At 64.7% G+C, this 26,508-nt stretch carries 18 protein-coding genes; 10 read left to right on the top strand and 8 right to left on the bottom strand.

Going from position 1 to position 26,508, the window contains the following annotated elements:
- The first annotated feature begins 47 nt into the window (after positions 1–47).
- Positions 48–1,310 (top strand): threonine/serine exporter family protein, encoded by a 1,263-nt coding sequence (locus XANALMUS060_RS05750; protein WP_045737549.1) that lies wholly within the window; start codon positions 48–50, stop codon positions 1,308–1,310.
- A 197-nt stretch (positions 1,311–1,507) separates the two neighbouring features.
- Here XANALMUS060_RS05750 and XANALMUS060_RS05755 read toward each other — a convergent pair whose 3' ends face one another.
- The 3 genes from XANALMUS060_RS05755 to XANALMUS060_RS05765 all read right to left on the bottom strand — a co-directional run bounded on the left by XANALMUS060_RS05755 (position 1,508) and on the right by XANALMUS060_RS05765 (position 4,454).
- Positions 1,508–1,972, bottom strand: a complete 465-nt coding sequence (locus XANALMUS060_RS05755) for an H-NS histone family protein (RefSeq protein ID WP_045737550.1) — start codon at positions 1,970–1,972, stop codon at positions 1,508–1,510.
- Between the two features lie 295 nt (positions 1,973–2,267).
- Positions 2,268–3,962: a proline--tRNA ligase gene (locus XANALMUS060_RS05760; protein WP_045737551.1), complete on the bottom strand. Its 1,695-nt coding sequence runs from the start codon at positions 3,960–3,962 to the stop codon at positions 2,268–2,270.
- 99 nt (positions 3,963–4,061) lie between these two features.
- Positions 4,062–4,454 (bottom strand): DUF4124 domain-containing protein, encoded by a 393-nt coding sequence (locus XANALMUS060_RS05765; protein ID WP_045737603.1) that lies wholly within the window; start codon positions 4,452–4,454, stop codon positions 4,062–4,064.
- 79 nt (positions 4,455–4,533) lie between these two features.
- Here XANALMUS060_RS05765 and pssA point away from each other — a divergent pair, with 79 nt between their 5' ends.
- Genes pssA through rimI form a run of 3 tightly spaced genes read left to right on the top strand, consistent with a single transcriptional unit; the run spans position 4,534 to position 6,268 of the window.
- Positions 4,534–5,310: a CDP-diacylglycerol--serine O-phosphatidyltransferase gene (pssA, locus tag XANALMUS060_RS05770; protein WP_045737552.1), complete on the top strand. Its 777-nt coding sequence runs from the start codon at positions 4,534–4,536 to the stop codon at positions 5,308–5,310.
- A gap of 5 nt (positions 5,311–5,315) precedes the next feature.
- The gene (locus XANALMUS060_RS05775; RefSeq protein ID WP_200894012.1) at positions 5,316–5,783 is read left to right on the top strand and encodes an alanine acetyltransferase; all 468 of its coding nucleotides are present in this window, start codon (positions 5,316–5,318) and stop codon (positions 5,781–5,783) included.
- Positions 5,780–6,268 carry a ribosomal protein S18-alanine N-acetyltransferase gene (gene rimI / locus XANALMUS060_RS05780; protein ID WP_045728436.1) on the top strand — a complete coding sequence of 163 codons (489 nt, stop codon included), beginning with the start codon at positions 5,780–5,782 and terminating at the stop codon, positions 6,266–6,268. Before XANALMUS060_RS05775 ends, rimI begins: the two co-directional genes overlap by 4 nt.
- A gap of 67 nt (positions 6,269–6,335) precedes the next feature.
- On the opposite strand, the gene XANALMUS060_RS18325 is transcribed toward rimI, so the two are convergent.
- From XANALMUS060_RS18325 to XANALMUS060_RS05795, 4 genes are all read right to left on the bottom strand, one after another.
- Positions 6,336–6,716: a methyltransferase gene (locus tag XANALMUS060_RS18325; protein WP_235430369.1), complete on the bottom strand. Its 381-nt coding sequence runs from the start codon at positions 6,714–6,716 to the stop codon at positions 6,336–6,338.
- A 17-nt stretch (positions 6,717–6,733) separates the two neighbouring features.
- Positions 6,734–9,754, bottom strand: coding sequence for a valine--tRNA ligase (locus XANALMUS060_RS05785; RefSeq protein ID WP_045737554.1), 3,021 nt, complete (start codon positions 9,752–9,754; stop codon positions 6,734–6,736).
- A gap of 106 nt (positions 9,755–9,860) precedes the next feature.
- The gene (locus tag XANALMUS060_RS05790; protein WP_045737604.1) at positions 9,861–10,286 is read right to left on the bottom strand and encodes a DNA polymerase III subunit chi; all 426 of its coding nucleotides are present in this window, start codon (positions 10,284–10,286) and stop codon (positions 9,861–9,863) included.
- A 151-nt stretch (positions 10,287–10,437) separates the two neighbouring features.
- The gene (locus tag XANALMUS060_RS05795; protein WP_045737555.1) at positions 10,438–11,931 is read right to left on the bottom strand and encodes a leucyl aminopeptidase; all 1,494 of its coding nucleotides are present in this window, start codon (positions 11,929–11,931) and stop codon (positions 10,438–10,440) included.
- A gap of 107 nt (positions 11,932–12,038) precedes the next feature.
- On the opposite strand from XANALMUS060_RS05795, the gene lptF reads away from it, so the two are divergent.
- Both lptF and lptG read left to right on the top strand, forming a co-directional pair.
- Positions 12,039–13,124 (top strand): LPS export ABC transporter permease LptF, encoded by a 1,086-nt coding sequence (lptF, locus tag XANALMUS060_RS05800; protein ID WP_045737556.1) that lies wholly within the window; start codon positions 12,039–12,041, stop codon positions 13,122–13,124.
- Entirely contained in the window at positions 13,121–14,227 is a 1,107-nt protein-coding gene (lptG, locus tag XANALMUS060_RS05805; RefSeq protein ID WP_045737557.1) for an LPS export ABC transporter permease LptG, read from the top strand. Before lptF ends, lptG begins: the two co-directional genes overlap by 4 nt.
- A 101-nt stretch (positions 14,228–14,328) precedes the next feature.
- Here lptG and XANALMUS060_RS05810 read toward each other — a convergent pair whose 3' ends face one another.
- A complete protein-coding gene (locus tag XANALMUS060_RS05810; RefSeq protein ID WP_045737558.1) occupies positions 14,329–14,805 on the bottom strand; it encodes an RDD family protein in 477 nt (158 codons plus the stop codon).
- Positions 14,806–15,018: 213 nt separating this feature from the next.
- Here XANALMUS060_RS05810 and xerD point away from each other — a divergent pair, with 213 nt between their 5' ends.
- The 4 genes from xerD (at position 15,019) to XANALMUS060_RS18330 (ending at position 26,402) form a co-directional block, all read left to right on the top strand.
- On the top strand, positions 15,019–15,993 hold the full coding sequence (gene xerD / locus XANALMUS060_RS05815) for a site-specific tyrosine recombinase XerD (RefSeq protein WP_045737559.1): 975 nt from the start codon (positions 15,019–15,021) through the stop codon (positions 15,991–15,993).
- A gap of 103 nt (positions 15,994–16,096) precedes the next feature.
- On the top strand, positions 16,097–16,894 hold the full coding sequence (locus tag XANALMUS060_RS05820; protein WP_045737560.1) for a DsbC family protein: 798 nt from the start codon (positions 16,097–16,099) through the stop codon (positions 16,892–16,894).
- Between the two features lie 196 nt (positions 16,895–17,090).
- Positions 17,091–21,035 carry a phosphoribosylformylglycinamidine synthase gene (purL, locus tag XANALMUS060_RS05825; RefSeq protein ID WP_045737561.1) on the top strand — a complete coding sequence of 1,315 codons (3,945 nt, stop codon included), beginning with the start codon at positions 17,091–17,093 and terminating at the stop codon, positions 21,033–21,035.
- A gap of 723 nt (positions 21,036–21,758) precedes the next feature.
- Entirely contained in the window at positions 21,759–26,402 is a 4,644-nt protein-coding gene (locus tag XANALMUS060_RS18330) for an ESPR-type extended signal peptide-containing protein (RefSeq protein WP_082064934.1), read from the top strand.
- The last annotated feature ends 106 nt before the right edge of the window (positions 26,403–26,508 follow it).

Consider the following 26,508-nt stretch of genomic DNA (forward strand, 5'->3'; position numbering starts at 1 on the left):
GTGCGTGACAGGTGGCTGGGAGCGGCGTTCGCGTCATACTAGCCGACATGCCAGCCGCTCCTCCGCTCATCAGCCCTTCCGCCAACGCGACCTACGCGCAGCGCATCGCCTTCGTCTCCGAGATCGCCGGGCGCCTGCACTCTTACGGCACCACGGCGCAGCGGCTGGAGGCGGCGGTGGTGGCGTTGTCGCAGCAACTGGATGTGGACTGCGAACCCTGGTCCAACCCCACCGGTCTGATCCTCAGTTTCAGCGACCCCACCAAGGCGATCGGTTCCAGCGATATCACCCGTGTAGTACGTCTGGCGCCGGGCGACAACGACCTGCATAAGCTGAGCGTTGCCGACCGCATTGCCGATGACGTGGCCTGCGGGCGGATGAGCGTGGCGCAGGGGCACACCGCGCTGCGCCAGTTGGACCAGCCGCCGGGGCGGGGCTGGATGGCGATGCAGGTGCTCGGCTTCGGCCTGGCCGCCGGCAGCGTGGCCGGGTTATGGCGGCTGCCGTGGCTGGATATCGCCACCGCTGCGGTCACTGGGCTGCTGATCGGTCTGCTCAGCCATTTCACGGACAAGCGGGCGGCAACCCGAGAGGCGCACGACGCGCTGGCGGCGCTGCTGGCCGGTTGCGTTGCGACCCTGGTGGCGACCTTTATCGCGCCGCTGAATCTCAATACGGTGATCATCGCCGCGCTGGTGGTGTTGCTGCCCGGGATGGCGCTGACCAACGCCGTCAACGAATTGACCAGTCAGCATTGGGGCTCGGGTACGGCGCGCTTTGCCGGCGCGGTCACGACGGTGGTCAAGTTGGCCGTGGGCGCGGTGAGCGCGGTGACGCTGGCGCAGTTGCTCGGGCTGCATCCGATGGTGCGAGCCTTGCGTCCCCAGTCTGATTGGGTGGAGGGCGCTTCGCTGCTGGTCGCGGCGTATGCGTTCGCGTTGCTGTTCAAGGCCAGTGCGCGCGATTATCCATATGCGATGGCGGCGTCGGTGACCAGTTATGCCATCGCACGCTTTGCTGGGGATGCCTGGGGCAGTCCGGTTGGCATCTTCATGTCGGCGATGCTGCTGACCGCCGCCGGCAATTTGTTTGGGCAGCTATTGCACCGGCCCGGTGCGTTGATCCGATTGCCGGGCATCATCATGCTGGTACCCGGGAGTGCCAGCCTGCGGGGATTGCTCACCCTGGTCCAGCAGCAGGACGTGCTCGGTGGCAGGTCGGCATTGTTGACCGTGACCAATATCGTGATGGCCCTGGTCGGTGGCCTGTTGTTCGGTAATCTGCTCGTGCCGGCGCGCAAGAATCTTTAGCGCGTGTGAGGTACTTGCGCAGTGAATGCGTAGTCGCCTGGGGTCGTCAGACAACGCGCGCAATAGCCCATTCGCATGGTTAAGAGCAACGTCTCCGACGCCGAATTACATCGCGTGATCCAGCCTGCCGTTGCATTGGCGGGGCAATAAAAAAACGCCGGCATATGCCGGCGTTTTCGATTGGTCGGTCTTCCGACTCAAGCTTTCTTAGCGGCTGTCCTGCCTGCTTTCTTGACGATACGCTTGCCCACCTTCTTGGCGCCTTTCTTGGTCGCGGTGGACTTGGCGGTGGCACCGGCGATCAGGAAATCCTCGACCTTTTTCCCTTTGGCTACCAGATCGGCCAGCCAACGCGGCTGCTTACCGCGACCGGTCCAGGTTTCGCTGGTATTGGCCGGGTTGCGATATTTCGGCGGCACCTTGCCCAACTTGCGGCCCGGCTTCGGCCCCGGTTTGCCGACCTTGGGACCGCGCGTCCCGGTCGTGACGGCGCCAGTAAAAATCTCATCGAGGCTGTAACCGTGGCTCTTCGCCAGCCGTGCCAACTGGGCGCGGACCTTGAGGATGGGCGTGCGCTTGGCGACGATGGACTGCTGTTTCTTGGCGGTCTTGATGAGTGCGCCCAACTGCTTGGCCGACAGGCCGCTGAGATCGATGGTCATTTTTTCTCCGGAAATATATGGGATAGCCTATTTGCCATTCCCTGGCTGGGATCGAATCATAATCATGCTTTATGCAATTGACAAATACCCTGGTTATTCGCGTGAGCAGTCATTGCCCGCTGTGGGGGATCTGATCTGCTTATCTTGTGATATCCATCGTACTCAGCGGCCTTATCGGTGAGTCCGGCTTGGCCGTGATACAGCGGTTTGATCGTCGTGATGTGAAGGATGTGGGGAAGGAAAAAAGGCCGGGATATATTCCCGGCCCCTTTGGTTCATCCCTGCAACTTTTGGTTCATCCCCGCAGTTTTGCCAGCAAGGCGGTATGGTTCAGGTTTTCCGGCTCTCCGTCGCTGCGTGCGCGATATTCGAAGGTGCCAGCGGCCAATCCGCGTTCTGAGACCACGACCCGGTGCGGAATCCCGATCAGTTCGATATCAGCGAACATCGTTCCAGCGCGCAGGCCACGGTCGTCCAGTATCGCCTCCAGTCCGGCTTGCTGCAGCTCGGCTAACAGAGCGTTGCCGGCGGCATCGATGGCGGGGTCTTGCTTGGGGTTGATCACGCAGATCGCCACTGCCCACGGCGCCATTGGCTGCGGCCAGCGGATTCCCGCCGCGTCGTGGTTCTGCTCGATTGCTGCGGCGACGATGCGGGAAATGCCGATGCCATAACAGCCCATCGCCATTGCCACGGTTTTGCCGTTCTCGTCCAGCACGGTGGCGTCCAGTGCCTGTGCATACTGCCTGCCGAGCTGGAAGACGTGGCCCACCTCGATGCCGCGTGCCAAGCGGATTTCGCCACCATCCTGGGCGCGTTCGCCTTCCACCACGTTGCGCACGTCGGCGACGGTGTCCGGTTCCGGCAGGTCGCGGCCCCAGTTCACCCCCGTCAGGTGGAAGCCGACGGCGTTGGCGCCGACCACGAAATCGGCCATGGCCGCCACGTCGCGGTCGGCGACCACGCGGATCGGCCGCTGTGGATCCATGGGGCCGAGGAAGCCCGGCTCGCTGCCCAGGTGCGCGCGAATCTCGGCCTCGTTGGCCATGCGATAGCCTGCCAGGCCGGGAACCTTGCCCAGTTTGATCTCGTTGACCGCATGGTCGCCGCGCACCAGCGCCAGCACGAATACATCGCCGGCCATCACCGCCACCGATTTGACCGTGCGCTGCAAGGGAATGCCGAGCAACTGCGCGACCTCTTCGCAGGTTTTTTGCGTGGGCGTGGCGACCTTATGCAGTGTCTCGCTGGCGGCCGCGCGTGGCGGCGGCGTGGCGGCGATGGCGGTCTCCACATTGGCCGCGTAGTCCGAGCCGGTGGAGAACGCCAGCGAATCCTCGCCAGAATCGGCCAGGACGTGGAATTCCTGCGAGGCGTCGCCGCCGATGTCGCCGGAATCGGCCTGCACCGCGCGGAATTGCAAGCCCAGGCGGGTAAAAATGCGGTGGTAGGCCGCTTTCATGTTCTCGTATTCGCGCGCCAGATCTTCCTCGCTCAAGTGGAACGAATAGGCGTCCTTCATCAGGAATTCGCGCGCGCGCATGACTCCGAAGCGTGGCCGGATCTCATCGCGGAATTTGCTCTGGATCTGGTAGAAGTTGACCGGTAGCTGTTTGTAGCTGTTCAGTTCATGACGGGCGAAATCGGCTGCGGCTTCCTCGGCGGTAGGGCTATAGCAATAATCCTGTTCCTTGCGGTCGCGTATCCGCAGCATCAGGTCGCCGAATTTTTTCCAGCGTCCGGTCGCGTCCCACAGCTCGCGTGGCTGGATGGTCGGGAACACCACCTCCAGGGCGCCGGCGCGGTTCATTTCCTCGCGCACCACCGTCTCCACCTTGCGCAACACACGCAGGCCCAGTGGCGACCACGTGTACAGGCCGGAGGCGAGCTTGCGGATCATGCCGGCACGTAGCATCAGCCTGTGGCTGACCAGTTCGGCGTCGGCGGGGGTTTCCTTGGTGGTATGCAGGTGAAACTGGGAAAGGCGCATCGAGGGGGCTTCGCTAGCGGCGGGGGCCCATTTTGCCAGTCATTGCGCGTGCTGCGGGTGGGGCGAGCGGCCCACGCCGCGCTGCCGTGGCGGGCGGTTTTACTTGGCCGCTGGGGTCGGCGTGCAGTAGGCCTTGATCGCAGCCTCGGCCAGAGCCTTCTGCGTGGCCCGCTGGGATTCGTCCAGTACCCCGTCCGGTTTGCCATCGCCCTTGCTATCGGTGGTGATCTTGCCGGGTTTGTTGAGGATGTCCAGGTTCTTGCGCGCGATCAGGCAGTTGGGGTTCTCGGCTGGGCTGGCGGCCTGGGGATCGACCGAGGTATCGCCGTGGGCGTCGATCCGTCGCTCTTGGTACTTGACGCCTGGAGGTGGCGCCTCCGCATAGTGGGTGACGCCTTGCGCGTCCTTCCACTGGTATAACGTGGTGGCGCCGAGCATGCCACTGGCGGCGAACAGGGGCAGGCAGCAAAAAAACCGGGGCAGGGCGCGCATCGTGGTCTCCAGGGCGCGGCGGCGAAGTGCCGATTGCAGCATTCGCCGACTCGCCTGGCAAGTCGATTAAACTGCACGAATGGATCACCCCCGACAGCCTCCTCGTTCGCGCGCCATTTATTTGTTGCCGAACCTGTTCACCACCGCCGGCCTGTTCTCCGGTTTTTACGCCATTATTGCCGCGGCCAATGGCGATTTCGTGCCTGCCAGCGTGGCGGTATTCGTGGCCGCGGTGATGGACGGCCTGGACGGGCGGGTGGCGCGGTTGACCGGCACCAGCAGTGAATTCGGCGTGCAGTACGATTCGTTGGCCGATCTGGTCAGCTTCGGTATGGCCCCGGCGCTGGTGATGTACCACTGGTCGCTGTCGGCGCTGAAGTTCGACGGCGGCATGATGGGGCGACTCGGTTGGTCGGCGGCGTTCTTGTATGCCGCTTGCGCGGCATTGCGACTGGCGCGTTTCAATACCCAGACCGGTACCGTCGATAAGCGCTGGTTCGTGGGCCTGGCCAGTCCGGCGGCGGCGGGGTTGATGATGGCGTTCGTGTGGTCTTTCGCAGACGGTGCGTTGGGCTGGGATGGCGGCCAGCTGCGCTACGTGGCGTTGGGATTGACCGTGATTGGTGCCCTGCTGATGGTCAGCCGCATCCGCTTCTGGAGTTTCAAGGGCGTTGGCGAGAAGGGCCGGCGTACCGATCGGGTGCCGTTTCTGATGCTGGTATTGGCACCGGTACTGATTGCGGTGTTGGTGATCGACTTGGCGCGCGCGTTGCTGGCAATCGCTGTGCTGTATGCGCTGTCTGGGCCTTGTATGTGGTTGTGGCGGCGTTGCCGTAAGGTGCCGGACGCCGTATGAGCGCGCTGTCCGGGCCCGCGCTGTTGTGGTCTGTCGAGCAGGTTGGCTGGCTGCAGGCCTTGGGCCATACGCTGTATGTCGGCGCTGATGCCGCGCCCGTCGCGGAGCTATCGCCGTTGGACGAGCCGCCTGCATCGGCGCTGTCTTCTGCGGCGATGCAAGTGCTTTCGCAGTCTCCAGCAGACTCTCTGGTGCCCGCTGTATCCCAGGAGCGTCGCCGTGCGCCCAGCTCCGATGCACTGTCCGAACCGGCCCGTGTAGTGCCGAGCGCTGGTGTCGCCCGTGTCGGCGGGCGACGCATGCCCGACCGTCTGCAGATCGCACTCTTGCGCGCTTCCGGCCTCAATCCCAACGATTCGGCCACTCAGGCCTTGATGGCGACTTGGCCGCTGGATCAACTGCGTGGCAATCCTGCGGCCAAGCGCGCGCTGTGGCCGCAGTTGCGCGCGCTACGCAAGCGGGCACCGCGATGAGTGCGATGGGTTGGCCGTCGTCGTCTGCGGCCAACCTGCGGACGTTGCGCGAGGCCGATCTGGATGCTGTGATGGAGATCGAGCGTCGAGCTTATCCCTTCCCCTGGACCCGTGGCATCTTCCGCGATTGTTTGCAGGCGGGCTATCCGGGCTGGGTCCTGACAGACCAGGGCGATATCGTCGGCTATGGGGTCATCAGTGTCGCCGCCGCCGAGGCGCACATCCTCAACGTCTGCGTGGCGCCGGAGCGGCAGTCGCGTGGCTATGGCCGCCTGTTGCTACGCGCGTTGATCAAATATGGCGCCGACTTGGGCGCGCGCCGCGTGTTCCTCGAAGTGCGTCCGTCGAACTTGAACGCGATTGCGCTGTACCACAGCGAAGGTTTCAATGAGATCGGTCGACGCCCACGCTACTACCCCGCCGCGCAGGGGCGCGAGGATGCTGTGGTGATGGCGATCGAGTTGTTCTTTGAAGGCATGTCCTAATTAAGGGCGATTAATAGAACGACGGCATCGCCGCCGGATGGATGCGGGCATCGCGTGGAGTTTTTGTTCAACACCTTTGCATGGCGGTTGCTGCGTGTTGCCCGCATGTGCCTGTCGACGTTTTTTCGTTCCCTCTAAGGCAGCACTTTCGAGCCGGCTGTCGCGAGGATTCAAGCAGAATCAGCGCATGGCCGAGGTACATGGGATTGCGCGACCACCGGTGCAGACCTGATTGCACCAGGTGCGTGGCGCGTTGCGGTTGCAGCGGATTGATCGTGGTGCCGGCACGCTGGAACGCGCGCTTTGGAGCGACATTGAAGCTCACCCCCGTCATGACAATCACGATGCCGATAATGCCGGCATCCAAGCGTGATACATGCCCTGCGTCGATCCGAGATAATCCCCAGGCGATGACACCGCATAGCGCCATCACCAGTGGAGGCGGCAACCGGGTCTCCAGCCAGTTCACAGCCGGGCGCGCTGCTCGCGCAGACCCTCGAGCTGCACGCTCCAATCGATCAAGCGTTGACGCTCCTGCTCGATCACCGTGGCGGGCACTTTGTCGGTGAACTTGCCCAGTTTGGCCTCGCTCTTCTCTTTTTCGGCGGCGACCCGGGCGATTTCCTTGTCCAGGCGTAGGCGTTCGGCCTCCAGGTCGACCAAGCCTTCCAGTGGAACCAGGAGTTTCAGTTCGCCGACGATCGCCGCGGCAGAAGCCGGCACTGGTGCGCCATCTTCCAGCCACTGGATCGTGTCGAGTTTGAGCAAAAAGCGCAGTTGCGCGGCGAAACGCTGCACCCGCGCGCGGTCTTGCGGCAGGCCCGCCAGCAGGCGCAGCGGCACTTGCCGCGATGGCGCCACTTGCAGTTCGCTGCGCACCCGGCGCAGCGCCGAGACCATGGCCTGCAGCCATTCGATATCTGCCGCAGCGCCCGCGTAGGCGGACACGTCCATCGTGGCCGCGTCCGGATATGGCTGCAGCGAGATGGTCGCTGCGGTCATGCCCAGGCGTGGCGCCACTTGCAACCAGAGTTCTTCGGTGACGAAGGGGGTCAGCGGATGCAGCAGCCGCAGCAGCGTTTCCAACACATGCAGCAGGGTATGCCGGGTGCTCTCGGCGGCGGATACGTCCTCGCCAGCCAGCGCGGGTTTTGCCAGTTCCAGGAACCAATCGCAGAACGCGTTCCAGGCGAATTCGTACAAGCATTGCGCCAACAGGTCGAAGCGATAGGCGGCGAAATGCGTCTGTGCCTCGGCGGTCACTGCCTGCAAGCGCAGCAGGATCCACTTTTCGGCATCGGTGATGGGGGCGTGCTTGTCCAGGCCCCGATGCAAGGCGGTGTCCGCGGCGTTCGCCATCTCGGCGCGAGGTAATGCGTTTGTCGCTGTCGCTGTCGCGTCCTCGGCACCTTCGGGCTGCGTATTCATCAGCACGAAGCGGCTGGCATTCCACAGTTTGTTGCAGAAGTTTTTGTAGCCCTCGGCGCGGCCCAGGTCGAATTTGATGTCGCGGCCGTGGCTGGCCAGCGCGGCAATGGTGAAGCGCAGCGCATCGGCACCGTGGGCGATGATGCCGGTGGGGAATTCCTTGCGTGTGGCTTTCTCGATTTTCTCGGCCATGCGCGGCTGCATCAGCCCGGTGGTGCGCTTGGCGACCAGCTCGTCGATGTGGATGCCGTCGATAATGTCCAGTGGGTCGAGCACATTGCCCTTGGACTTGGACATTTTCTGTCCATCCTTGTCGCGGATCAGGCCGGTGATGTAAACATCACGGAATGGCACGTGGCCGGTAAAGCTGTCGGTAGCCATGATCATCCGCGCCACCCAGAAGAAAATGATGTCGAAGCCGGTGACCAGCACGCTGGATGGCAGGTAGCGGTCGAAGCCGCGTTCGGCCATCGCCTGCGGATCCGGCCAGCCCATGGTCGCGAATGGCCATAGTTGCGAAGAGAACCAGGTTTCCAGCACGTCGTGATCCTGGCGCAGTGCGGGTGCCTGGCCGCCATGCTTGGCGGCGGCCTGCGCTCGCGCCTCGTCTTCGTTGCGCGCGACGTAGCAGTTGCCGGCATTGTCGAACCAGGCGGGAATGCGGTGGCCCCACCACAGTTGGCGGCTGATGCACCAATCCTGGATGTTCTCCATCCAGTGGCGATAGGTGTTGATCCAGTTCGGCGGTACGAACTGAATCTGCCCGGATTCGACCAATTCCAGGCCGCGCTTGGCCAGTGCGTCCATGCGCACGAACCATTGATCGGTGAGGTAAGGCTCGATCACCTGCCCGGTGCGGTCGCCGCGCGGCACTTGCAGTTTGTGCGGTTTGGTTTCTACCAGGAGCCCCTGCTCTTCCAGATCGGCCAGTACTGCCTTGCGTGCGTCGTAGCGGTCCAGGCCCTGATATTTCTGAGGGATCACCGATGTCGTCGGCTCAGTGGTGAGGGGGCCTTGGTCGGAGACATCCACATGGGCGAAATTCGATGCACGCTTCCCCGTATAGGTAAAGTCATCCAATTCGCTGGATTTGAGCTTCGCATCCTTTGTGAAAAGGTTGATCATCGGCAACCCATGCCGCACGCCAACCTGGTAATCGTTGAAGTCGTGCGCCGGCGTCACCTTGACCACGCCGGTACCGAACGCCCGGTCCACGTAGGCGTCGCCGATCACCGGCACGCGGCGGCCAGTCAGCGGTAGTGTCACCGTCTTGCCGATCAGGTGCGCGTAACGCGCGTCTTCCGGATGCACCATCACGGCGGTGTCGCCGAGCAGGGTTTCCGGGCGGGTGGTGGCCACGACCAAGTAATCGCGGGTTTCACGCAGGATTTCGTTGCCGTCGGCGTCGCGCTCGATGTGTTCGTAGCTGGCGCCGTCCTCCAGTGCGTAGGCGATCGACCATAGAAAGCCCTCTTCCTCGACGCTTTCCACTTCCAGGTCGGAGATCGCGGTCTTCAGCACCGGGTCCCAGTTGACCAGACGTTGGCCGCGGTAGATCAGCCCCTGTTCGTGCCAGCGCACGAATGCCTCGATCACCGCCGCCGAGGGCTGCGGATCCATGGTGAAGGTGCTGCGCGACCAGTCGGCCGAGGTACCCAGGCGGCGCATCTGTCGCTCGATGGTGTCGCCGGAGTGCTGCTTCCACTCCCACACCTTGGCGATGAAACCGTCGCGGCCCAGCGAATCGCGGGTGTCGCCGTTGCCTTCCAACGTGAGATTGCGCGACACCACCATTTCCGTGGCGATGCCGGCGTGGTCGCTGCCCACTTGCCACAGCGTGTCGAAGCCGCGCATGCGGTGGTAGCGCACCAGCGCATCCATCAGCGTTTGCTGGAACGCGTGACCCATGTGCAGCGTGCCGGTCACGTTCGGTGGCGGCAGCAGTACCGTGTACGGCGCGCCGCGCCCGGATGGCGCGAAATAGCCGGCTGCTTCCCACTGGGCGTACAGGCGCGATTCGAAGGACGTGGGGTCGTAGCTGGAGGCGAGGGTGGTCATGGCAAACCGCGGTGGGGTATTCGAAGGGAAGGGGGAGTCGCGCGAAGCTACCGGCACAGGTGGATGGAAACCGTTCCAGCCTTTCCAACCGCCATGCCTGGCGCGGTCACATGTCGTACTTGTTGACTGCGTAACCCTGCGTTTTGTATTGCTTCCAGCGCTCGCGCAGCGGTTCGCGCGCGGATGGGTCGGCCGGCACGACTTCCAGCACGCGCTCGCAGGTGCCCAGATAGGGCGCGTCGCGCAGGTTGATGACCAGTGGTCGCGATGCGGCGTCCACCTCGGGAGGCGCGATCAGTACCTGCGCTTCTTCTTCGTCCGCGTCGGCACCGGCGATCTGGTGCGGGATGTAGGCCTCCTCGTCGAAGGCCCACAGCAGTTCGTCCAGTTCCTCGGCCTGGGCCAGGTCGCGCGCCAGCACCAGCGTCCACAGATTGGCGTCGTTGGCCTTGCGCGCCAGCTCGCACACCAGCCGCAGCGGCGCGTTGAGGAACCGTGGCTTGGCGATCAGGTAGAAGTCGGCGCGCATCAGATGGAGCCGGTGCCCGGGACCCGCAACCCGGGACCCGGCAGGCGGATCCGGGGGCGCCGAGGGTTCTTCCCGCAATCCGGGAGAAATGCGCTGACGACGAGCCTGGGCTGGAAGAACGGCATGACGACGCCTTGCCTTACCGAGTCCGGGGTCACGGATTCCGCGCGCCGGCGCCGCCGGTCCGGTCCAGCAGCCACTGCGTCAACAGCCCGACCGGACGACCGGTGGCCATGCCGCGCTTGCCTTCGTCGCTGGCGACGCCGGCGATGTCCAGATGCGCCCAGCGCTGGCCTTCGGTGAAGCGCGACAGGAAGCAGCCGGCGGTGATCGCGCCGGCCCAGCGGCCCCCGATGTTGTAGACGTCGGCGAAGCTGGAGTCGAGCAGGCTTTGGTATTCGTCCCACAGCGGCAGACGCCAGGCACGGTCGAAGACGTGTTCGCCGGCGGCCAGCAATTCCTCGGCCAGATCGTCGTGCTTGCTCATCAGGCCGGCGGTCTGGTGGCCCAGGGCGGTCATGCAGGCGCCGGTCAGCGTGGCGACGTCGATCAGTGCTTCGGGGTTGAAGCGCTCGGCGTAGGTCAACGCGTCGCACAGGATCAGGCGGCCTTCGGCGTCGGTGTTGCCGACCTCGATGGTTTTGCCGGACATGCTGGTGATCACGTCCGAAGGGCGGTAGGCGTTGCCGTCGATCGCGTTTTCCACCGCCGGCACCACCACCACCAGGTTCAACGGCAGGCGTGCGGTCGCGGTGGCGACGAAGGTGCCGATGACGTTGGCGCCTCCGCACATGTCGTATTTCATTTCCTCGATGCCGCCCTGGGTCTTCAGGTTGACGCCGCCGGTGTCGAAGGTGATGCCCTTGCCGACCAGCACGTAGGGCTTGGCGCTGCCGCCGCCGTTCCACTTGAGCACCAGCAGCCGTGGGCGGTTGGCCGAGCCGCGCGCCACTGCCAGGAGCGATCCCATGCCCAGTTCCTGCATGCGGGTTTCGTCGAGAATCTCGGCCTCGGCACCGTCCACGCCCTTGGCGAACGCGGCGGCGGTCTCGGCCAGGTAGGCCGGGGTGCACAGGTTGGGGGGCAGGTTGCCGAGCTCGCGTGCAAAGCGCACGCCAGCGGCGATGGCCTGGCCCTGGGCCAGGGCGGTGATGTCCTCGCCGAACACGGCGACCCGGGCCAGACCGCCGTCCTCGGGTTTCTTCTTGCCCAGCGTGGCGGTGTAGCGGTAGCAGGCGTGCTCGCTGACGATCACCGCCTGGCGGATGTTCCAGGCGCGGTCGCGGCCTTTGACTTCCAGTTCGGGCAGGGTGAGCAGCGCCGACACCGTGACTCCGCTCTTCAGTGTGCGGGCGGCGTCCGCGATCGCCTTCAGGTATTGCGGTACGCCGAATTTGGCGCAATCCCCCAGGCCCACGGCCAGCACGCGCGGTGCGCTCACGCCCGGCAGGTCGTGCAGCAGGGTGGTGGCGCCGGTCTTGCCGCTGAGGTCGCCGCGCTCGGCCAGGGCGTTCAGGCGTCCGCCGCTGGCCGCATCCAGTGCCTTTGCCGCTGGCGACAGTTGCTTGTCGGCGAATACGCCAACGACGATACAGTCGAACGCCGCCGTGGTCGGAGCGTCGTGGTTCAGGGTGAATTCCAGGGCCATTGATCAGATTCCGTTGGCTAAACCGTACAATCGCGGGCCATTTACCTCCAGCCGGATGGGCTGGAGACGCCGCGAACGAATCTCAGAGTTTAAATCAACCCACTCCCATGCCGAAGCTTGATCGATACTTGCTGCGTGATTTCGTCCAGAGCTTCTCGGCCACCTTGGTCGTGCTGCTTGTGGTCAGCGTCGGGGGCGTGTTGGTGGACGTGCTGGGCAACATCGCCGATGGCCGCATTCCGGCCAAGTTGTTGTTTTCCCAATTGGGCTTGCAGTTCGTGGTGTACCTGCCGCTGATCCTGCCGCTGGCGCTGATGCTCGGGCTGCTGTTGGCGCTGGCGCGGCTGTATCGCGACTCGGAGATGGCGGTGATCACCGCCATGGGCGTCGGTCCGAGGCGGCTGCTGCGGCCGATCCTGATGCTGGTGGTGCCTGTGGTCACGCTGGTAGGGTTGTGCTCGTTATGGCTGGGGCCGTGGGCCGACCGCACCTCCGACCAATTGGTCAACGAGGCCAACCACAGTTTGCTGATGGCCGGATTGGAGGCTGGACGCTTCACCTCGCTGCCCGATGGCAGCATCGTCTATGTCAGTACCCTGTCCGGCGATGGCACTCAACTGAGCAATGTGTTTGTGCAGCGGCAGAAGGATGGCCGCCTGGACGTGGTCACCGCGCAGCGCGGCGCCATGTTTTTCGAGGGCAAAGCCGAGCGCTATCTGCGTCTGCAGGACGGCTATCGGTTCGAAGGGCCGCTGGCTGGCGATGGGCTGGATTACCGGATGATGCGTTTCGCCAACAACGACGTGGCCTTGAGCGAACGTAGCGCCGCACGCAAGGACGATGATCCCGCATTGCTGACCACCGCCGCGCTGATTCGCGACCCGCGTCCGCAGGCCAATGCCCAGTTGCATGCGCGTCTGGCGCCGCCGCTGCTGGCACTGGCCTTCGCCCTGCTGACCTTGCCGCTATCGCGTAGTTCGCCGCGGCAGCAGCGTTATGGCCGGATCATGTTGGCGTTCCTGGTCTATCTGGTCGGCACCAATCTGATGTTCATCGGTACCCAGTGGCTGAGTACCGATAAGCTCCCGCGCGCGCTCGGCCTGTGGTGGCTGACCCTGCCGCTATTGACCCTGGCGGTGTGGATGTACTTGCGCGATGGCCGGCTGTCGCGGCCGCGGAGGCAGGCACCATGAAACTGCGCCCGAACCTGCACGATCTGTATGTCGGCCGCGCCGTACTCGGCACGGTACTGTTGACCTGGGCGGTGCTGCTGGGTCTGGATGTCATCATGGCCCTGTCCAATGAATTCAAGGACATCGGCAAGGGGAGCTACAGCCTCGGTCATGCCGTGGCCTATGTCGCCTATACCGTGCCGCGGCGCGCCTACACCCTGTTCCCGACCGGCGCGGTGATTGGTGTGTTGATGGGCCTGGGTCAACTTGCCGCCACCTCGGAACTGACCGCGCTGCGCGCGTTGGGCCTGTCGCGGCGGCGGCTGAGCCTGGCGGCGGCGACGACCATGGCGGTGCTGATCGTCGCCATGGTGTTCAGTGGCGAAACCCTGGCGCCGTGGGCGCAGAATCAGGCCGACGTGATCAAGGCCAATGCCAAGTTCAATAGCAATATGAGCATGGCCCGGTATTCGGGGCTGTGGGCGCGCGAGGGCGACACCTTTCTCAATGCGCAGACCGGCGAGGAGCATCTGCAGGACGACGGCGGTTCCTGGCTAGAACTGCGCGACGTGCGCCTGTACACGCTTGACCACAATGGCCGTCTGGCTACGCTGACCCATGCGAACAGCGCCGAGCATCATGCCAACGGCTGGACCCTCAAGCAGGGCTATCGCGATACCTTCGCCGAGCGTTCGGTGCAGCGCGAGACGTTCGATAGTCAGCCGTGGCCGTCTCGGCTGGATGCGGCGGCCCTGGCTTCGGGCTTGGCCAAACCACGCAATCTGTCCGCGCACGATCTGCAAGCCAGCATCGAGTACCGCCGTCGCAACGGACTGGACGCGCGCGATTACGAAGACCAGTACTGGAGCCGCTGGTTCTACCCGATCAATGTGCTGGCGCTGTGCTTCGCTGCGATCCCATTCGCGTTCGGTGCGCTGCGTAGTGGTGGCATGGGCAAGCGCTTGTTCCTGGGTATCTTGTTCGCGCTGGTGTTCTGGCTGTTGCAGTTGTTCTTCGGGCGCATGGCCGGCGCGTTGAAGTTCGACTATCGCATCGCCTACGCGCTGCCGCCGCTGGTGATGCTCACGGTTTCCTGGTTGATGTTCCGTAAGCGCAGCAGTTAGCCACGTTAACGGCGATGCTGCGCAACCTGTTTCGCTGGGAGCAGTCGGATGCTCACAAGGATGCCGAGAGTGGTCGCGTTCAAACGCATTTGATGCGTTGTTCAAGGCGTTTTTTTCTGAATCCTTGTCAGTCGGGTACCACTGGCGCGGTCATGCCACGCCAGCCGTTCCCGATCCAGCAGCGCCCACCAGAACCCCAGCCCGCCCAGTAGCAATGACGCGGTGCCGACCAGGTAGCGGCGCCACAGTGCGCCCCAGCGTGGCGTGCTGCCGTCGGTTGTCTGCACGCGCAGCCGCCACGGGCGCATGCCCAGGGTCTGGCCGCCGCGGCGCCAACTCAGCGTCGCGTAGAGTCCGGCCACGATCCAGCAGCACAGCCACAGCAGCCACTGCAGTGGACTGAACGGTGCGATGTTCTCGCGTGGCGCATGGCCGTCGAGGGTGTAGAAGAGGGTGAACAGCGCCGCGACGACGAACCACAGCGCCAGCACTGGCCACACATCGTAGAACAGCGCAAGCAGCCGCCACAGCAGCAGCGCGCGCGCGCGGTGGTTGGACTCGGGAAGCGGGGCGTTCATCGCGACAGCTTAGAGTGTGTCGTGCGCTTTGCGGTGGGTTGCCTTGTGTCGATCTGGTGGCGATCCGGACTTGGATTGCGTCGATGGCACATGCCGTACCCAGGACGTTAGGCTTTTCCGGGCTCCGGGCTCCGGGCTCCGGGCTCCGGGCTCCGGGCTCCGGGCTCCGGGCTCCGGGCTCCGGGTCGGGCGTTTCCCGTATCCTTCCTCGCCATGCCCGTCCTGCATTCTCCTGCCGAACGTCGCCAGCAGGCGCAACGCCTCGCGCCGTTGCGTGATGCCGATGCTGCCGCGATCCAGCAATTCCTGGAGACCGCCTGGGCCGAGCAAGGTCTGGCGCGGCAGAGCCTGGACAGCTATCGGCGCGACCTGGAAGGCTTTGCGCGCTGGCGCGATGGTATTGGGGATGGTCTGGTCGGTGCCGACCGTCAGGCGTTATTCAATTATCTGGCCTGGCGTACCGAACTGGGCTATTCGCAACGCAGCAACGCGCGCTGGCTATCGTCCTTGCGGGCGTTTTTCGCCCTGCGCCTGCGTCGCGGCGAGCGCAGCGATGATCCGACCGCATTGCTGGAACCGCCGCGGCTGCCGCGTTCATTGCCTAAGGCGCTTGCTGAAAGCCAGATCGATGCGTTGCTGGCGGCGCCCGACACAACCACGTCACTGGGGCTACGCGACCGCGCCATGCTGGAGTTGATGTATGCGGCCGGACTGCGCGTCAGCGAACTGGTGCAGTTGCCCGCCAATGCGGTGAATCTGCGTCAAGGCGTGCTACGTGTCACCGGCAAGGGCAGTAAGGAGCGGCTGGTTCCCTTGGGCGAGGAGTCCCAGCATTGGCTGCAGCGCTATCTGGACACGGCACGGTCTGCCCTGGCCGCCGGACAGGCGGTGCCGGCCAGCGACGGCACGGTGCCGTTATTCATCGATGCGGCGCGGCGCCCGGTCAGCCGGCAGCAATTCTGGGTGCTGATCAAACGCTACGCGACGTTGGCCGGGATCGACCCGGTGCGGATCAGTCCGCATGGTCTGCGTCACAGTTTCGCCACCCACCTGCTCAATCGCGGCGCCGATCTGCGTGCGCTGCAGATGCTGCTCGGGCACAGTTCGTTGTCCACCACACAGATTTATACGCTGGTGGCGCGCGAACACCTGCAAGTCCTGCATCGCAAACATCATCCGCGCGGTTGAGTGCTATCCGTCAGGGGGGGCGATCCCGCTTGTGTCTATGCAAAATCGTGCGTGATGGGTGGTGTGCGACAATCGGACCGATCTGCAGCCCTCAGGATAGTTCATGCTCCGTTTTGCCCTCTGTGCGCTGCTCAGCGCCGTGTCCCTTTCCGCCTGCGCCGAGTCCACCACGCCTGCCGATGCGTCGGCCAAGGTCGCCCCTGCCAGTGGCAATGCGGTTGATCAGCGCGTGCGCGCCGCGTTGATGGAACTGGACCCCAGCTTCAAGCCGGACTACATCGGCGCGGCGCCGTTCCCCGGTTTTCGCGAAGTGGTGGTCAGCGGACATTTGCTGTATCTGTCCGACGATGGTCGTTATATGTTTCAGGCGCAGCCCCTGGATATTCAGGAGAAGCAGCTCGCGTCCAGCGAGGGCCTGCTGAATTACCGACGCAAACTGCTGGAATCGGCGCCGCGCGCCGACCGCATCGTGTTTGCTCCGGCCAATCCGAAGTACACGATCAGCGTATTCACCGACATTGAGTGCGGCTATTGCCGCAAGCTGCACAGCGAGATCGGCGAGCTCAACAAGCAGGGGATCGCGGTGGAATACCTGGCCTTCCCGCGCATGGGTCTGGGCAGCCAGGATTACAACGACATGGTGGCGGTGTGGTGCGCGGCGGACAAGAAGAAAGCGCTGACCGAGGCCAAGGCCAACGGCAAGGTGCCGAGCGCCTCCGACAACTGCAAGAACCCGGTGACCATGCAATACAACCTGGGCCAGCGCCTGGGGGTCAACGGCACCCCGGCGATCTTCGCCCCGGATGGTATGCAGGTGGGCGGTTACTTGCCGCCAGCGAAACTGCGCCAGGTACTGGACATGCGCGCGGCGGAAGCGGCCAAGGCCGGCGCACGCCGCTAAAGGCCGCAGGCCCGGAGCGCTGGAGCGCCGCATAGGCCGTGTTGACCGGTGCTGTCAGACCGCGACCTGCTGCGTTTGGATTCCAGATCGACCCCGCCATGGCGGGGTCGATGCGTTTGCAGTGCCGAGTTGAGTCCCGAGTCCCGTCCGTCCCGGCTACAATAGCCAGCCCGTTTCCTCACACGGTTCACCGGACATGATCGTCCTTGAGGGCGCCTCAGCCCTTTCGCCGTTCCGTCGCGCTCGGCTCGAAACCCGTCTGCAATCCATCGTTCCCGGCGTGCGCATCACCGGCGCCTGGCATGTCTATTTTCTCGATTGCGACAGCGACGCTCAGGTCGATCTGAGCGCGGCGTGCCGCATCTTGCAGGCCCAGCAGTCGCCGGTTGCGGCCGAGCCGGGGGCCTGTTCGCGCTATGTGGTCCCGCGCTTGGGAACGCGCTCGCCGTGGTCGAGCAAAGCCACCGAACTGGTGCGCGGTGCCGGCCTGGCGATCCGGCGGGTGGAGCGAGGGACCCGGCTGGACCTGGCGGGTTGGCCTGCGACGCCAACGCAGCAGGCGGCGCTGGCCAAGCTGGTGCACGATCCGATGACCCAATCGTTGCTGGAGGGCGCGGCGCAAGCGCAGGCGTTGTTCCAGGCACCGGCGCGCGGTGAGGTCGAGCGCATCGCGCTGGCACAGTTGGAGGCGGCCAACGTGCGCTTGGGCTTGGCCCTGGCCCAGGACGAGATCGACTACCTGCGTCAGCGCTTCGGCGAACTTGGTCGCGATCCGGCCGATGTGGAATTGATGATGTTCGCGCAGGCCAATTCCGAGCATTGTCGGCACAAGATCTTCAATGCCACCTGGACCATCGACGGCAAGGAGCAGGAGCACTCGCTGTTCCGGATGATCAAGCACACCCACCAACAGACCCGGCAGCATACGCTCAGCGCGTACAGCGATAATGCGGCGGTGGTGGAAGGGCATCCGGCCGCGCGCTATCGCCCGGACCCGACCAGTGGCGAGTACCGCAGCGAAGCAGTGACGCCCTCGGCGTTCTGCATCAAGGTCGAGACCCACAACCATCCGACTGCGATCGCGCCCTTCCCGGGTGCGTCCACTGGCGCCGGTGGCGAGATCCGCGACGAGGGGGCCACCGGTCGTGGCGGTAAACCCAAGGCGGGCCTGACGGGTTTCAGCGTCTCGCATTTGCGTATTCCCACGTTGCCGCAGCCATGGGAACGCGCGCGTCCACTGAACCCGCGCATGGCGCCGGCGTTGGAGATCATGCTGGAAGCCCCTCTGGGCGGCGCGGCGTTCAACAACGAATTCGGTCGGCCCAACCTGCTCGGCTATTTCCGTAGCTTCGAGCTACCCGAGGCGCAGGATCTGACCCGCGCCTACGACAAGCCGATCATGCTGGCCGGCGGCTTGGGCGCGATCGACCGGATCCAGGTGCAGAAGATTGCGCTGCAACCGGGTGATGCGGTGATCGTGCTCGGCGGCCCGGCGATGCTGATCGGTCTGGGCGGTGGCGCGGCCAGTTCGGTGGCCTCCGGCGACAGCGCCGAGGAGCTGGATTTCGCCAGCGTGCAACGCGACAACCCGGAGATGGAGCGGCGTGTGCAGGAGGTGATCGACCGCTGCGTGGCGTTGGCGGCGGACAATCCGATCCGCTGGTTCCACGACGTCGGTGCCGGTGGCTTGTCCAACGCCATTCCCGAATTGCTGCACGACTCGGGCGTGGGCGGCATCATCGATCTGGGTCGTGTGCCTAGCGATGACCCGTCGCTTTCGCCGATGCAGTTGTGGTGCAACGAATCGCAGGAACGCTATGTGCTCGGTGTGCCGCAGGCGCGCCTGGCCGAGTTCGCCGCGATCTGCGAGCGCGAGCGGTGTCCGTTCGCCGCGGTCGGTGTGGCGACGGCGGAGCAGCGACTGGTGGTGGGCTACGGCACGCTCGACCCTGCGGCCGATGCCGCCGGGATGCGCGACTTGCCCATCGATCTGCCCATGGACGTGCTTTTCGGCAAGCCACCGAAGATGCATCGCGCTACCCATCAGCCGCCGCCGCCGTGCTGGCCGTCACTCGATCCCAGTGCCCTGGATCTGCACGAGGCCGGCTTGCGCGTGTTGGCGCATCCGGCGGTGGCGGCGAAGAGCTTTCTGGTCACCATCGGTGACCGCAGTGTCGGTGGTCTCACCGCACGCGAGCAGATGATCGGGCCATGGCAACTGCCGCTGGCCGATTGCGCGATCACCCTGGCCGGCTTCGACACCCATGCCGGCGAAGCGATGGCGATTGGCGAGCGTACTCCGCTGGCGCTGCTCGACGCGGCGGCCGCCGCGCGCATGGCCGTCGGCGAGGCGATGACCAACTTGTGCGCGGCACCGGTACAGGCGTTGGATCAGATCAAACTCTCGGCGAACTGGATGGCGGCGGCCAACCACGATGGCGAGGACGCACGCTTGTACGCCGCAGTCCAAGCGGTGGGGATGGAGCTTTGCCCGCAGTTGGACCTGAGTATCCCGGTGGGCAAGGATTCGCTGTCGATGCAGGCGCAATGGCAGACCGGTGCGCCTCACGGCGCTGATGCGCCCAATGCGGGCGCAACGCATAAAAGCGTCGCGCCCGTCTCGCTGATCGTCTCCGCCTTTGCTCCCGTCGCCGATGCGCGTGCGCAGTTGACGCCGTTGCTGGTGCGCGAGGTCGAGAGCGAGCTGTGGTTGATCGGGTTGGGTGGCGGCAAACAGCGTCTGGGTGGATCGGTTTTGACGCAGGTGTACGCCGAGGGCGAACTGCCTGCGTTTGGTGGGGCGGTCCCCGATCTGGACGATCCGCAGCGCTTACGCGCGTTCTTCCACCTCATTCGCGACGCGCGCGAAGCCGGCATGCTGCTCGCCTATCACGACCGCAGCGACGGCGGCGCGTTCGCTGCCCTGTGCGAAATGGCGTTTGCCTCGCGTCAGGGCCTGGACATCACCCTCGATGCCTGGGGCGAGGATCCGTTCCGCAGCCTGTTCAACGAGGAGCTCGGCGCCGTGGTGCAGGTTGCCGACGAGGACCGTGCCGCGTTCGCCGATCTGGTCGAGCGCCATGCGCTGACCGAATGTGCGCAGCGCATCGCCCGTCCCAGCACCGCCGCCGCCGTGCGCGTGAGTCTGGCCGGCAAGATACTGGTGGAGTGGCGCTGGGAGGCGTTGTTCGATGCCTGGTGGTCTGTCAGCCATGCCATGCAAAAGTTGCGCGACAACCCCGACAGTGCCGATGAGGAACGCGCGCTGGCGCGCGATTTCGCCGCGCCCGGGTTGCAACCGAAATTGACGTTCGACCCGTCCGAGGATGTGGCCGCGTCGTACAGCAAGGGGCACGCGCCGTCGGTCCTCAGTGGCCAGGGGCCGAAGGTGGCGATCCTGCGCGAGCAGGGCGTCAACGGCCAGATCGAAATGGCGCATGCCTTCGAACGTGCGGGTTTCCGTGCGTTCGATGTGCACATGAGCGATCTCATCGCCGGCCGGGTGGACTTGGCCGATTTCGCCGGTCTGGCTGCCTGTGGTGGTTTCAGTTACGGCGACGTCCTCGGCGCGGGGCGTGGTTGGGCCACCTCGATCCTGGAGCGGCCGGTGCTGCGCGATGCGTTCGCCGCGTTTTTCGCGCGCAGCGACAGCTTTGCGCTGGGCGTGTGCAATGGCTGCCAGATGCTCAGTCAACTCAAGGAGATCATCCCCGGCGCAACGCATTGGCCGCGGTTTTTGCGTAACCGTAGCGAGCAGTTCGAAGCGCGCACCAGTTTGCTGGAAGTGGTCGAATCGCCATCGATTTTCCTGCGTGGTATGGCGGGTTCGCGTATTCCGGTGGCGGTGGCGCATGGCGAAGGCCGTGCCGAATTCGCCAGTGTTGTCGATCAGGCGGCCGCGCGCGTGGCACTGCGTTTCGTCGACGGCAATGGTGCGGTTGCTACGCGTTACCCGTTGAATCCGAACGGCTCGCCCGACGGCATCACCGGCCTGACCAGCGACGATGGCCGGGTGACGATCCTGATGCCGCATCCCGAGCGCACGCCGCGCTCGCTCAATCTGAGTTGGCACCCTGCCGATTGGCCGGATGCTTCGCCGTGGCTGCGGATGTTCCGCAACGCGCGGGTGTGGGTGGATTGAGCTGACCCGCCGGACGTGTCCGCTGCCATGCGGATGCGTTCGCCTGCTCCGGAGGCGATTCCGCCTTGCTTGCGTGACCGGGGGAGCGGCATTGCGCGGATACCGTGCTGTTGTCTGTCGTGCGTTGCACGACGGCGCGTGTCCATGCGCTTGCGTGCGGGGTGTCCGCGTGCGCTTGTTCCAGTGCGTGTCGGGGTTGAGACGGCACGGCTGGCGCTGCGCTCTTGCCTGTGTCGGTCAGGGGCTGTGCCGTGGGGGAGATTGCGCAATCGGCGCCGGCAGCGATTGCTGGGGCGCGCCAGCGGATTGCATCGCACACTGATTGTGTTGATGCGTCAAGGCATTGACTTCAAAGCGAAATCGCGTGTGCGTCGGCATCGCGGTCTGCGAAGCTGGCGTCGATAAATTGGCGAAAGTGGCTTGTTTTTATTGAATTTCACCGAGGGATCACGCTCCCTCTCTTCAGATTGTGGTTTATACCACAAAAATTACTTTTGAATGTCGGAAACTTGACTTGCTCCGCGCTCGCGGTTAACACTCCAGTCAGTTCCGCATTCTGCTCCTGTTCAGAATTTCACTCGATGCAGTGATGGGGGCGCGTCTCTCGTGTCCTGCATCCAGGGAGCATGCGGCGCTAAAAACCGACGGGGGGTCGGCCGGTCGGAACGACGGGCGGAGGTGGCTTTTCGAGAAAAAACCAGCCGAATTTAGGAGCAGCCGTCGATGAATCGGATTTACCGTAAGGTCTGGAACAAAGCATTGGGGATGTGGGCCGTGGCGTCGGAACTGGCCAGTGGCCACGCGTGCGCGGCACGTGTCTGCGACGGGCGTGGTGGACGCGTTCAGGGTCTAGCCCTGTCGGCGGCGATCGCCATGGCGTTGGGTGGCGCTGCATCGGTGCTCCCCGTCGCCGGACAGGCGCAGTCGCTGCAAACCGCCGGCGCTGCCAGCGCGCAGGGAAGTGGCAGCGTGGCGCTGAGCGCCGCTGCGCCGATCCAGCGCAAAGAAAGTGTTTCTACCGCCAGCGTCGGCGACCAACGCCAGAGCGCCCACGTTGCCGCAGCGACCGATGCGGTCAAGGATGCGGTCAAGCACGCGAAGATCAAGCGCAAGACGGTGAGGCAGATCGCCGAGACCACCGCCAAGTACTTCCAGTCCAGTGGCAGTGCTGACAGCAATGTCGGTGCCTATGTCGAAGGCGCCAATGCGGTCGCCATCGGCGAAGCCGCCAATGCCATCGGCGACGGCAGCAGTGCGCTGGGGAGTGGTGCCACGACGTTGGGGAATAACGCGACTGCGGTCGGCAGCAATACTAGTGCCATCGGTGTCTCGACCACGGCCATTGGCGGCATTGCCACGGTGTACGAATACGACGATCAAGGCGTCATCATCGGCAGTCATCAGCAAGCCACTGAGGCCATGGGGTTTGCATCCACCGCCGTCGGTAGCGGTGCGCAGGCGCTGGATCCGCTGTCCACTGCGCTCGGCACTGGCACTTCCGCGAGCGGCGTGCAGAGCACGGCATTGGGCTATCACGCGCAAACCTCTCAAGATGGTGCCACGGCGGTCGGTGGCTTGTCCCAGGCAACCGGGTATGTGGGTACGGCAATGGGGTACGCCACACGCGCCGCGGGCGACTATTCCGCCGCGATGGGCTTCGGCGCGCGAGCGACCGCGACCAGTAGCGTGGCGATGGGCATGAATGCCTTGGCCAGTGGCACCGATAGCGTGGCGGTTGGTGGTTTGAGCACCGCGGCGGCCAGTGCCGGCAACAGCGTGTCGATTGCCGCGGCGACCGGCGTCGGTGGAGTGGCGCTGGGCGCGGGCGCGGAGAGTCAGGCCAACTATGCGATTGCAATGGGTTACAACGCCAATGTGTTTTCCAACCTGCCGGGTAACGTGGATTCGATCGCGATCGGCCACAGTGCCGGATCGTTCGCGCCTGGCGCCGTGTCGCTGGGTGCTTACGCGCTTGTCAGTGGAGATGGCGCTATTGCGCTGGGCGATAATGCCACTGCCTGGAACGACAACAGCATCGCGCTCGGCGCGCGCGCGGTGACCTCGATGTACCACGTCAACGGCACTGCGCTTGGTACGGACTCCCAGGCCAATGGCGTCGATTCCACTGCGATCGGCTATGGTGCGCGGGTCAGTACATGGCTCGACGATGCGCGCGATCATGCGCCCAGCAGTGCGGTCGCGCTGGGCGCGTATTCTTACGCCAGCCGCGACAACAGCGTGTCGGTCGGCGATGTCGGTCACGGCCTTACCCGACAGATCACCAGCGTGGCTGCCGGCACCGAGGCGACCGATGCGGTGAACCTGAATCAACTCGACGCGGTCCGGCAAGTCGCCGATGGCACGGCGCGTCTGTTCGCCGGTGATGGCGATGGCACTGCGTTGGCGCAGGGCGTGCAAGCGACCGCCGCCGGCGCCGATGCGTTTGCCGACGGCGACTATGCCACCGCGATGGGGTCCAGCAGCTCCGCCATTGGCATTGGCGCCTCTGCGTTGGGGAGCGGTGCCGTCGCCAATGGTGCCAACGCCAGTGCGGTTGGCACCGACGCCACTGCGGTCGGCACTTCTGCCACGGCGATTGGCAGCAGCGCCACGGTGTACCAATACGACGATCAAGGCATCATCATCGGCAGCCATCAGCAAACCACTCAGGCCATAGGGACCGCATCCACTGCCGTTGGTAGCGGTGCGCAGGCGCTGAATCCACTGTCGACCGCCGTCGGCACCGGTACCTCCGCGAGCGGTCTGCAGAGTACTGCGGTGGGCTATCAAGCGCAGATATCCAAAGACGGCGGCACTGCGATCGGTGGTCGCTCGCAAGTGGCCGGCTATCTGGGGACGGCCATGGGGTACGGCACGCTTGCTGCGGGCGACTACGCCGCTGCGGTGGGCAACGGTGCTCGGGCGACGGCGACCAGCACCGTGGCAATGGGGTTGAATGCGCTGGCCAGTGGTACCGATAGCGTGGCGGTGGGGGGGACGAGTACCGCTGCGGCCAGTGCTGGCAACAGCGTGTCGATTGCCGCCGCGACCGGCGTTGGTGGTGTCGCGCTAGGTGCCGGTGCGGAGAGTCTGGCCAACTACGCGATTGCGCTGGGCTACAACGCCCATGTGTTTGCCAACCTACCTGGCAATATCGACGCGGTGGCGATTGGTCACAGCGCCGCATCGTTCGCGCCTCACAGCGTGGCGCTGGGCGGCTACTCACTTGCCACTGGTAATGGCAGCATGGCGCTGGGCGATAATGCCACTGCCTGGAACGACAACAGCATCGCGCTCGGCGCGCGTGCGGTGACCTCCTCGTTCCTCACCAACGGGACGGCGCTCGGTACGGATGCCGGCGCTTATGGCGTCGATGCCACTGCCATTGGTGACGACGCGCATGTCGGCACGTGGCTCGACGATGCGCGCAATCGCGCGCCTAAAAATGCGGTTGCTCTGGGGGCGCATTCTTATGCCACCCGCGACAACAGCGTGTCGATTGGCGATGTCGGTAAAGGCCTGACGCGGCAGATCACCAGTGTGGCCGCTGGCACCGATGCGAACGATGCCGTGAATGTGGCGCAGTTGAATGTGGTCAAACAAGTCGCTGCCGCGACCGCGCAGCAGTTCAAGAGCAATAGCGGCAGCGATCCGACGACTGCTGTCGGTAGCGTGGTAACGGGCAATAAGGCGATCGCTGCCGGTGAGGCGGCCAATGCGCGTGGCGATGGGGCGTCGGCGTTGGGCAGCGGCGCGCTTGCCAGCGCACGTTACGCAACCGCGTCCGGCTACAACGCCACCGCTGCCGGGGAGTCCAGCACCGCGCTCGGCGGAGCGTTGTACCACACCGATGCGTCCGGTAATCAGGTGCTCGATGGTGTCACCACCGCCAGCGCCGCCGGTGCGACTGCGTTGGGTGCCGCCGCGACCGCCAGTGGCGTGCGCAGTTCGGCCATCGGCGTCGGTAGCCAGGCGACTGGGCTCGGTGCCACCGCATTCGGTGCTGCCAGTTCCGCGACGGGTGCAAGCAGTGCCGCCATCGGTCTGCAAGCCAATGCGATCGGTGAAAACGCTCTGGCGATGGGATACAACAGCGTTGTTCGTAAAAATAGTCGTGATGGTGTGGCGCTCGGCGCAAATACTGCTGTATCGGCAGACAGCGCAGTCGCACTCGGCGCAGGTTCGCGCGTGTACCAGGCCGATACCGTATCGCTGGGCAGTGGCGATGGCCGCGGTGGCCCCGCCACGCGGCGTATCGTCAATTTGACTGCCGGCAATATCGCGCTGGGCAGTACCGAGGCGATTGATGGCAGCCAGATGTACCAGTCGCTGAGCAGCATGGCAGCATTCCTTGGTGGCGGTGCCGGCCTCGGTGCGCAGGGGCTGTTCGTCGCGCCGACCTACGTGATCCAGGGCGCGGTCTACCACAATGTCGGCGATGCGCTGACCGCATTGGACAGCAAGGTCAGCGATCTCGCTGGCGGCAGTACTGGTACTGCCAGTGCCGTGCGCAGTGTCCGGGTGTCTGCTGCGCGCTCGGTCGCTGCGTCGCAGGCGCTCGTGGGGGCTTCGGCCGTCCTGGCGGTTCGGACAGCGGCCCTCGCCGCGACGCCAGTATCCGCTAGCGCGCAGACCGAACAGTTGGGCGAGGCGGTGGCGGTCGATACGACCGGGACGGCCATCGGCGGTAACGCGTATGCGCGCGGCCCCGGCGACACCGCGATTGGCAGTAACGCGACGGTCAATGCGGATGGCAGTACCGCAGTCGGTGCTAACAGTCAGATCGCGGCGGTGGCGACCAATGCGGTGGCAATGGGGGCCGGTGCAAGCGTGACCGCCGCCTCGGGGACTGCGGTGGGTCAGGGTGCCACGGTCAGTGCGCAGGGGGCGGTAGCGCTAGGGCAGGGCTCGATTGCCGACCGCGCGCGGACGGTGTCTGTGGGCAGCGCTGGTAACGAGCGTCAACTCGTCAATGTCGCTGCGGGGACTCAGGCCACCGATGCGGTCAACAAGGCCCAGCTCGATAACGGCATGGCCAGCGCCAAGTCGTATACCGATGCGCGTTTCGGCACGATGGCCGACAGCTTCGACATGTTGCGTGGCGACGTCGATGCGCGTCTGCGCGATCAGGATCGTCGTATCGATCGTCAGGGCGCGATGAGCGCGGCCATGCTCAACATGGCCACCAGTGCAGCGGGTATCCGCACCCAAAACCGTGTCGGCGCTGGTGTGGGTTTCCAGAACGGTCAATCTGCATTGTCGGTGGGATATCAGCGCGCGTTCAGTGATCGCGCCACGATGACCATCGGTGGTGCGTTTAGTCGCAACGACAGTTCTGTCGGAATTGGTGCAGGTTTCGGTTGGTGATTCAACGCGGACGGTGGCGTGGCCGCCGTCCGCGACGCAGTGACTCGAAAGTGCAGACCACGGAACCTTGGCGGGGCCAGCCAAGGAATTCGGAACAACGCAATGT

The organism is Xanthomonas sp. MUS 060, assembly GCF_000963215.1.
Taxonomy (GTDB): Bacteria; Pseudomonadota; Gammaproteobacteria; order Xanthomonadales; family Xanthomonadaceae; genus Xanthomonas_A.

Excerpts from the sequence above, each read along its gene's own strand:
- XANALMUS060_RS05755 (WP_045737550.1), bottom strand. The coding sequence starts at position 1,972 with ATGACCATCGATCTCAGCGGCCTGTCGGCCAAGCAGTTGGGCGCACTC.
- purL (WP_045737561.1), top strand. The coding sequence starts at position 17,091 with ATGATCGTCCTTGAGGGCGCCTCAGCCCTTTCGCCGTTCCGTCGCGCT.
- lptF (WP_045737556.1), top strand. The coding sequence starts at position 12,039 with ATGCCGAAGCTTGATCGATACTTGCTGCGTGATTTCGTCCAGAGCTTC.
- XANALMUS060_RS05765 (WP_045737603.1), bottom strand. The coding sequence starts at position 4,454 with ATGCGCGCCCTGCCCCGGTTTTTTTGCTGCCTGCCCCTGTTCGCCGCC.
- XANALMUS060_RS18330 (WP_082064934.1), top strand. The coding sequence starts at position 21,759 with ATGAATCGGATTTACCGTAAGGTCTGGAACAAAGCATTGGGGATGTGG.
- pssA (WP_045737552.1), top strand. The coding sequence starts at position 4,534 with ATGGATCACCCCCGACAGCCTCCTCGTTCGCGCGCCATTTATTTGTTG.
- rimI (WP_045728436.1), top strand. The coding sequence starts at position 5,780 with ATGAGTGCGATGGGTTGGCCGTCGTCGTCTGCGGCCAACCTGCGGACG.
- XANALMUS060_RS05795 (WP_045737555.1), bottom strand. The coding sequence starts at position 11,931 with ATGGCCCTGGAATTCACCCTGAACCACGACGCTCCGACCACGGCGGCG.
- XANALMUS060_RS05750 (WP_045737549.1), top strand. The coding sequence starts at position 48 with ATGCCAGCCGCTCCTCCGCTCATCAGCCCTTCCGCCAACGCGACCTAC.
- XANALMUS060_RS05785 (WP_045737554.1), bottom strand. The coding sequence starts at position 9,754 with ATGACCACCCTCGCCTCCAGCTACGACCCCACGTCCTTCGAATCGCGC.
- XANALMUS060_RS05820 (WP_045737560.1), top strand. The coding sequence starts at position 16,097 with ATGCTCCGTTTTGCCCTCTGTGCGCTGCTCAGCGCCGTGTCCCTTTCC.
- lptG (WP_045737557.1), top strand. The coding sequence starts at position 13,121 with ATGAAACTGCGCCCGAACCTGCACGATCTGTATGTCGGCCGCGCCGTA.
- XANALMUS060_RS05810 (WP_045737558.1), bottom strand. The coding sequence starts at position 14,805 with ATGAACGCCCCGCTTCCCGAGTCCAACCACCGCGCGCGCGCGCTGCTG.
- xerD (WP_045737559.1), top strand. The coding sequence starts at position 15,019 with ATGCCCGTCCTGCATTCTCCTGCCGAACGTCGCCAGCAGGCGCAACGC.
- XANALMUS060_RS05760 (WP_045737551.1), bottom strand. The coding sequence starts at position 3,962 with ATGCGCCTTTCCCAGTTTCACCTGCATACCACCAAGGAAACCCCCGCC.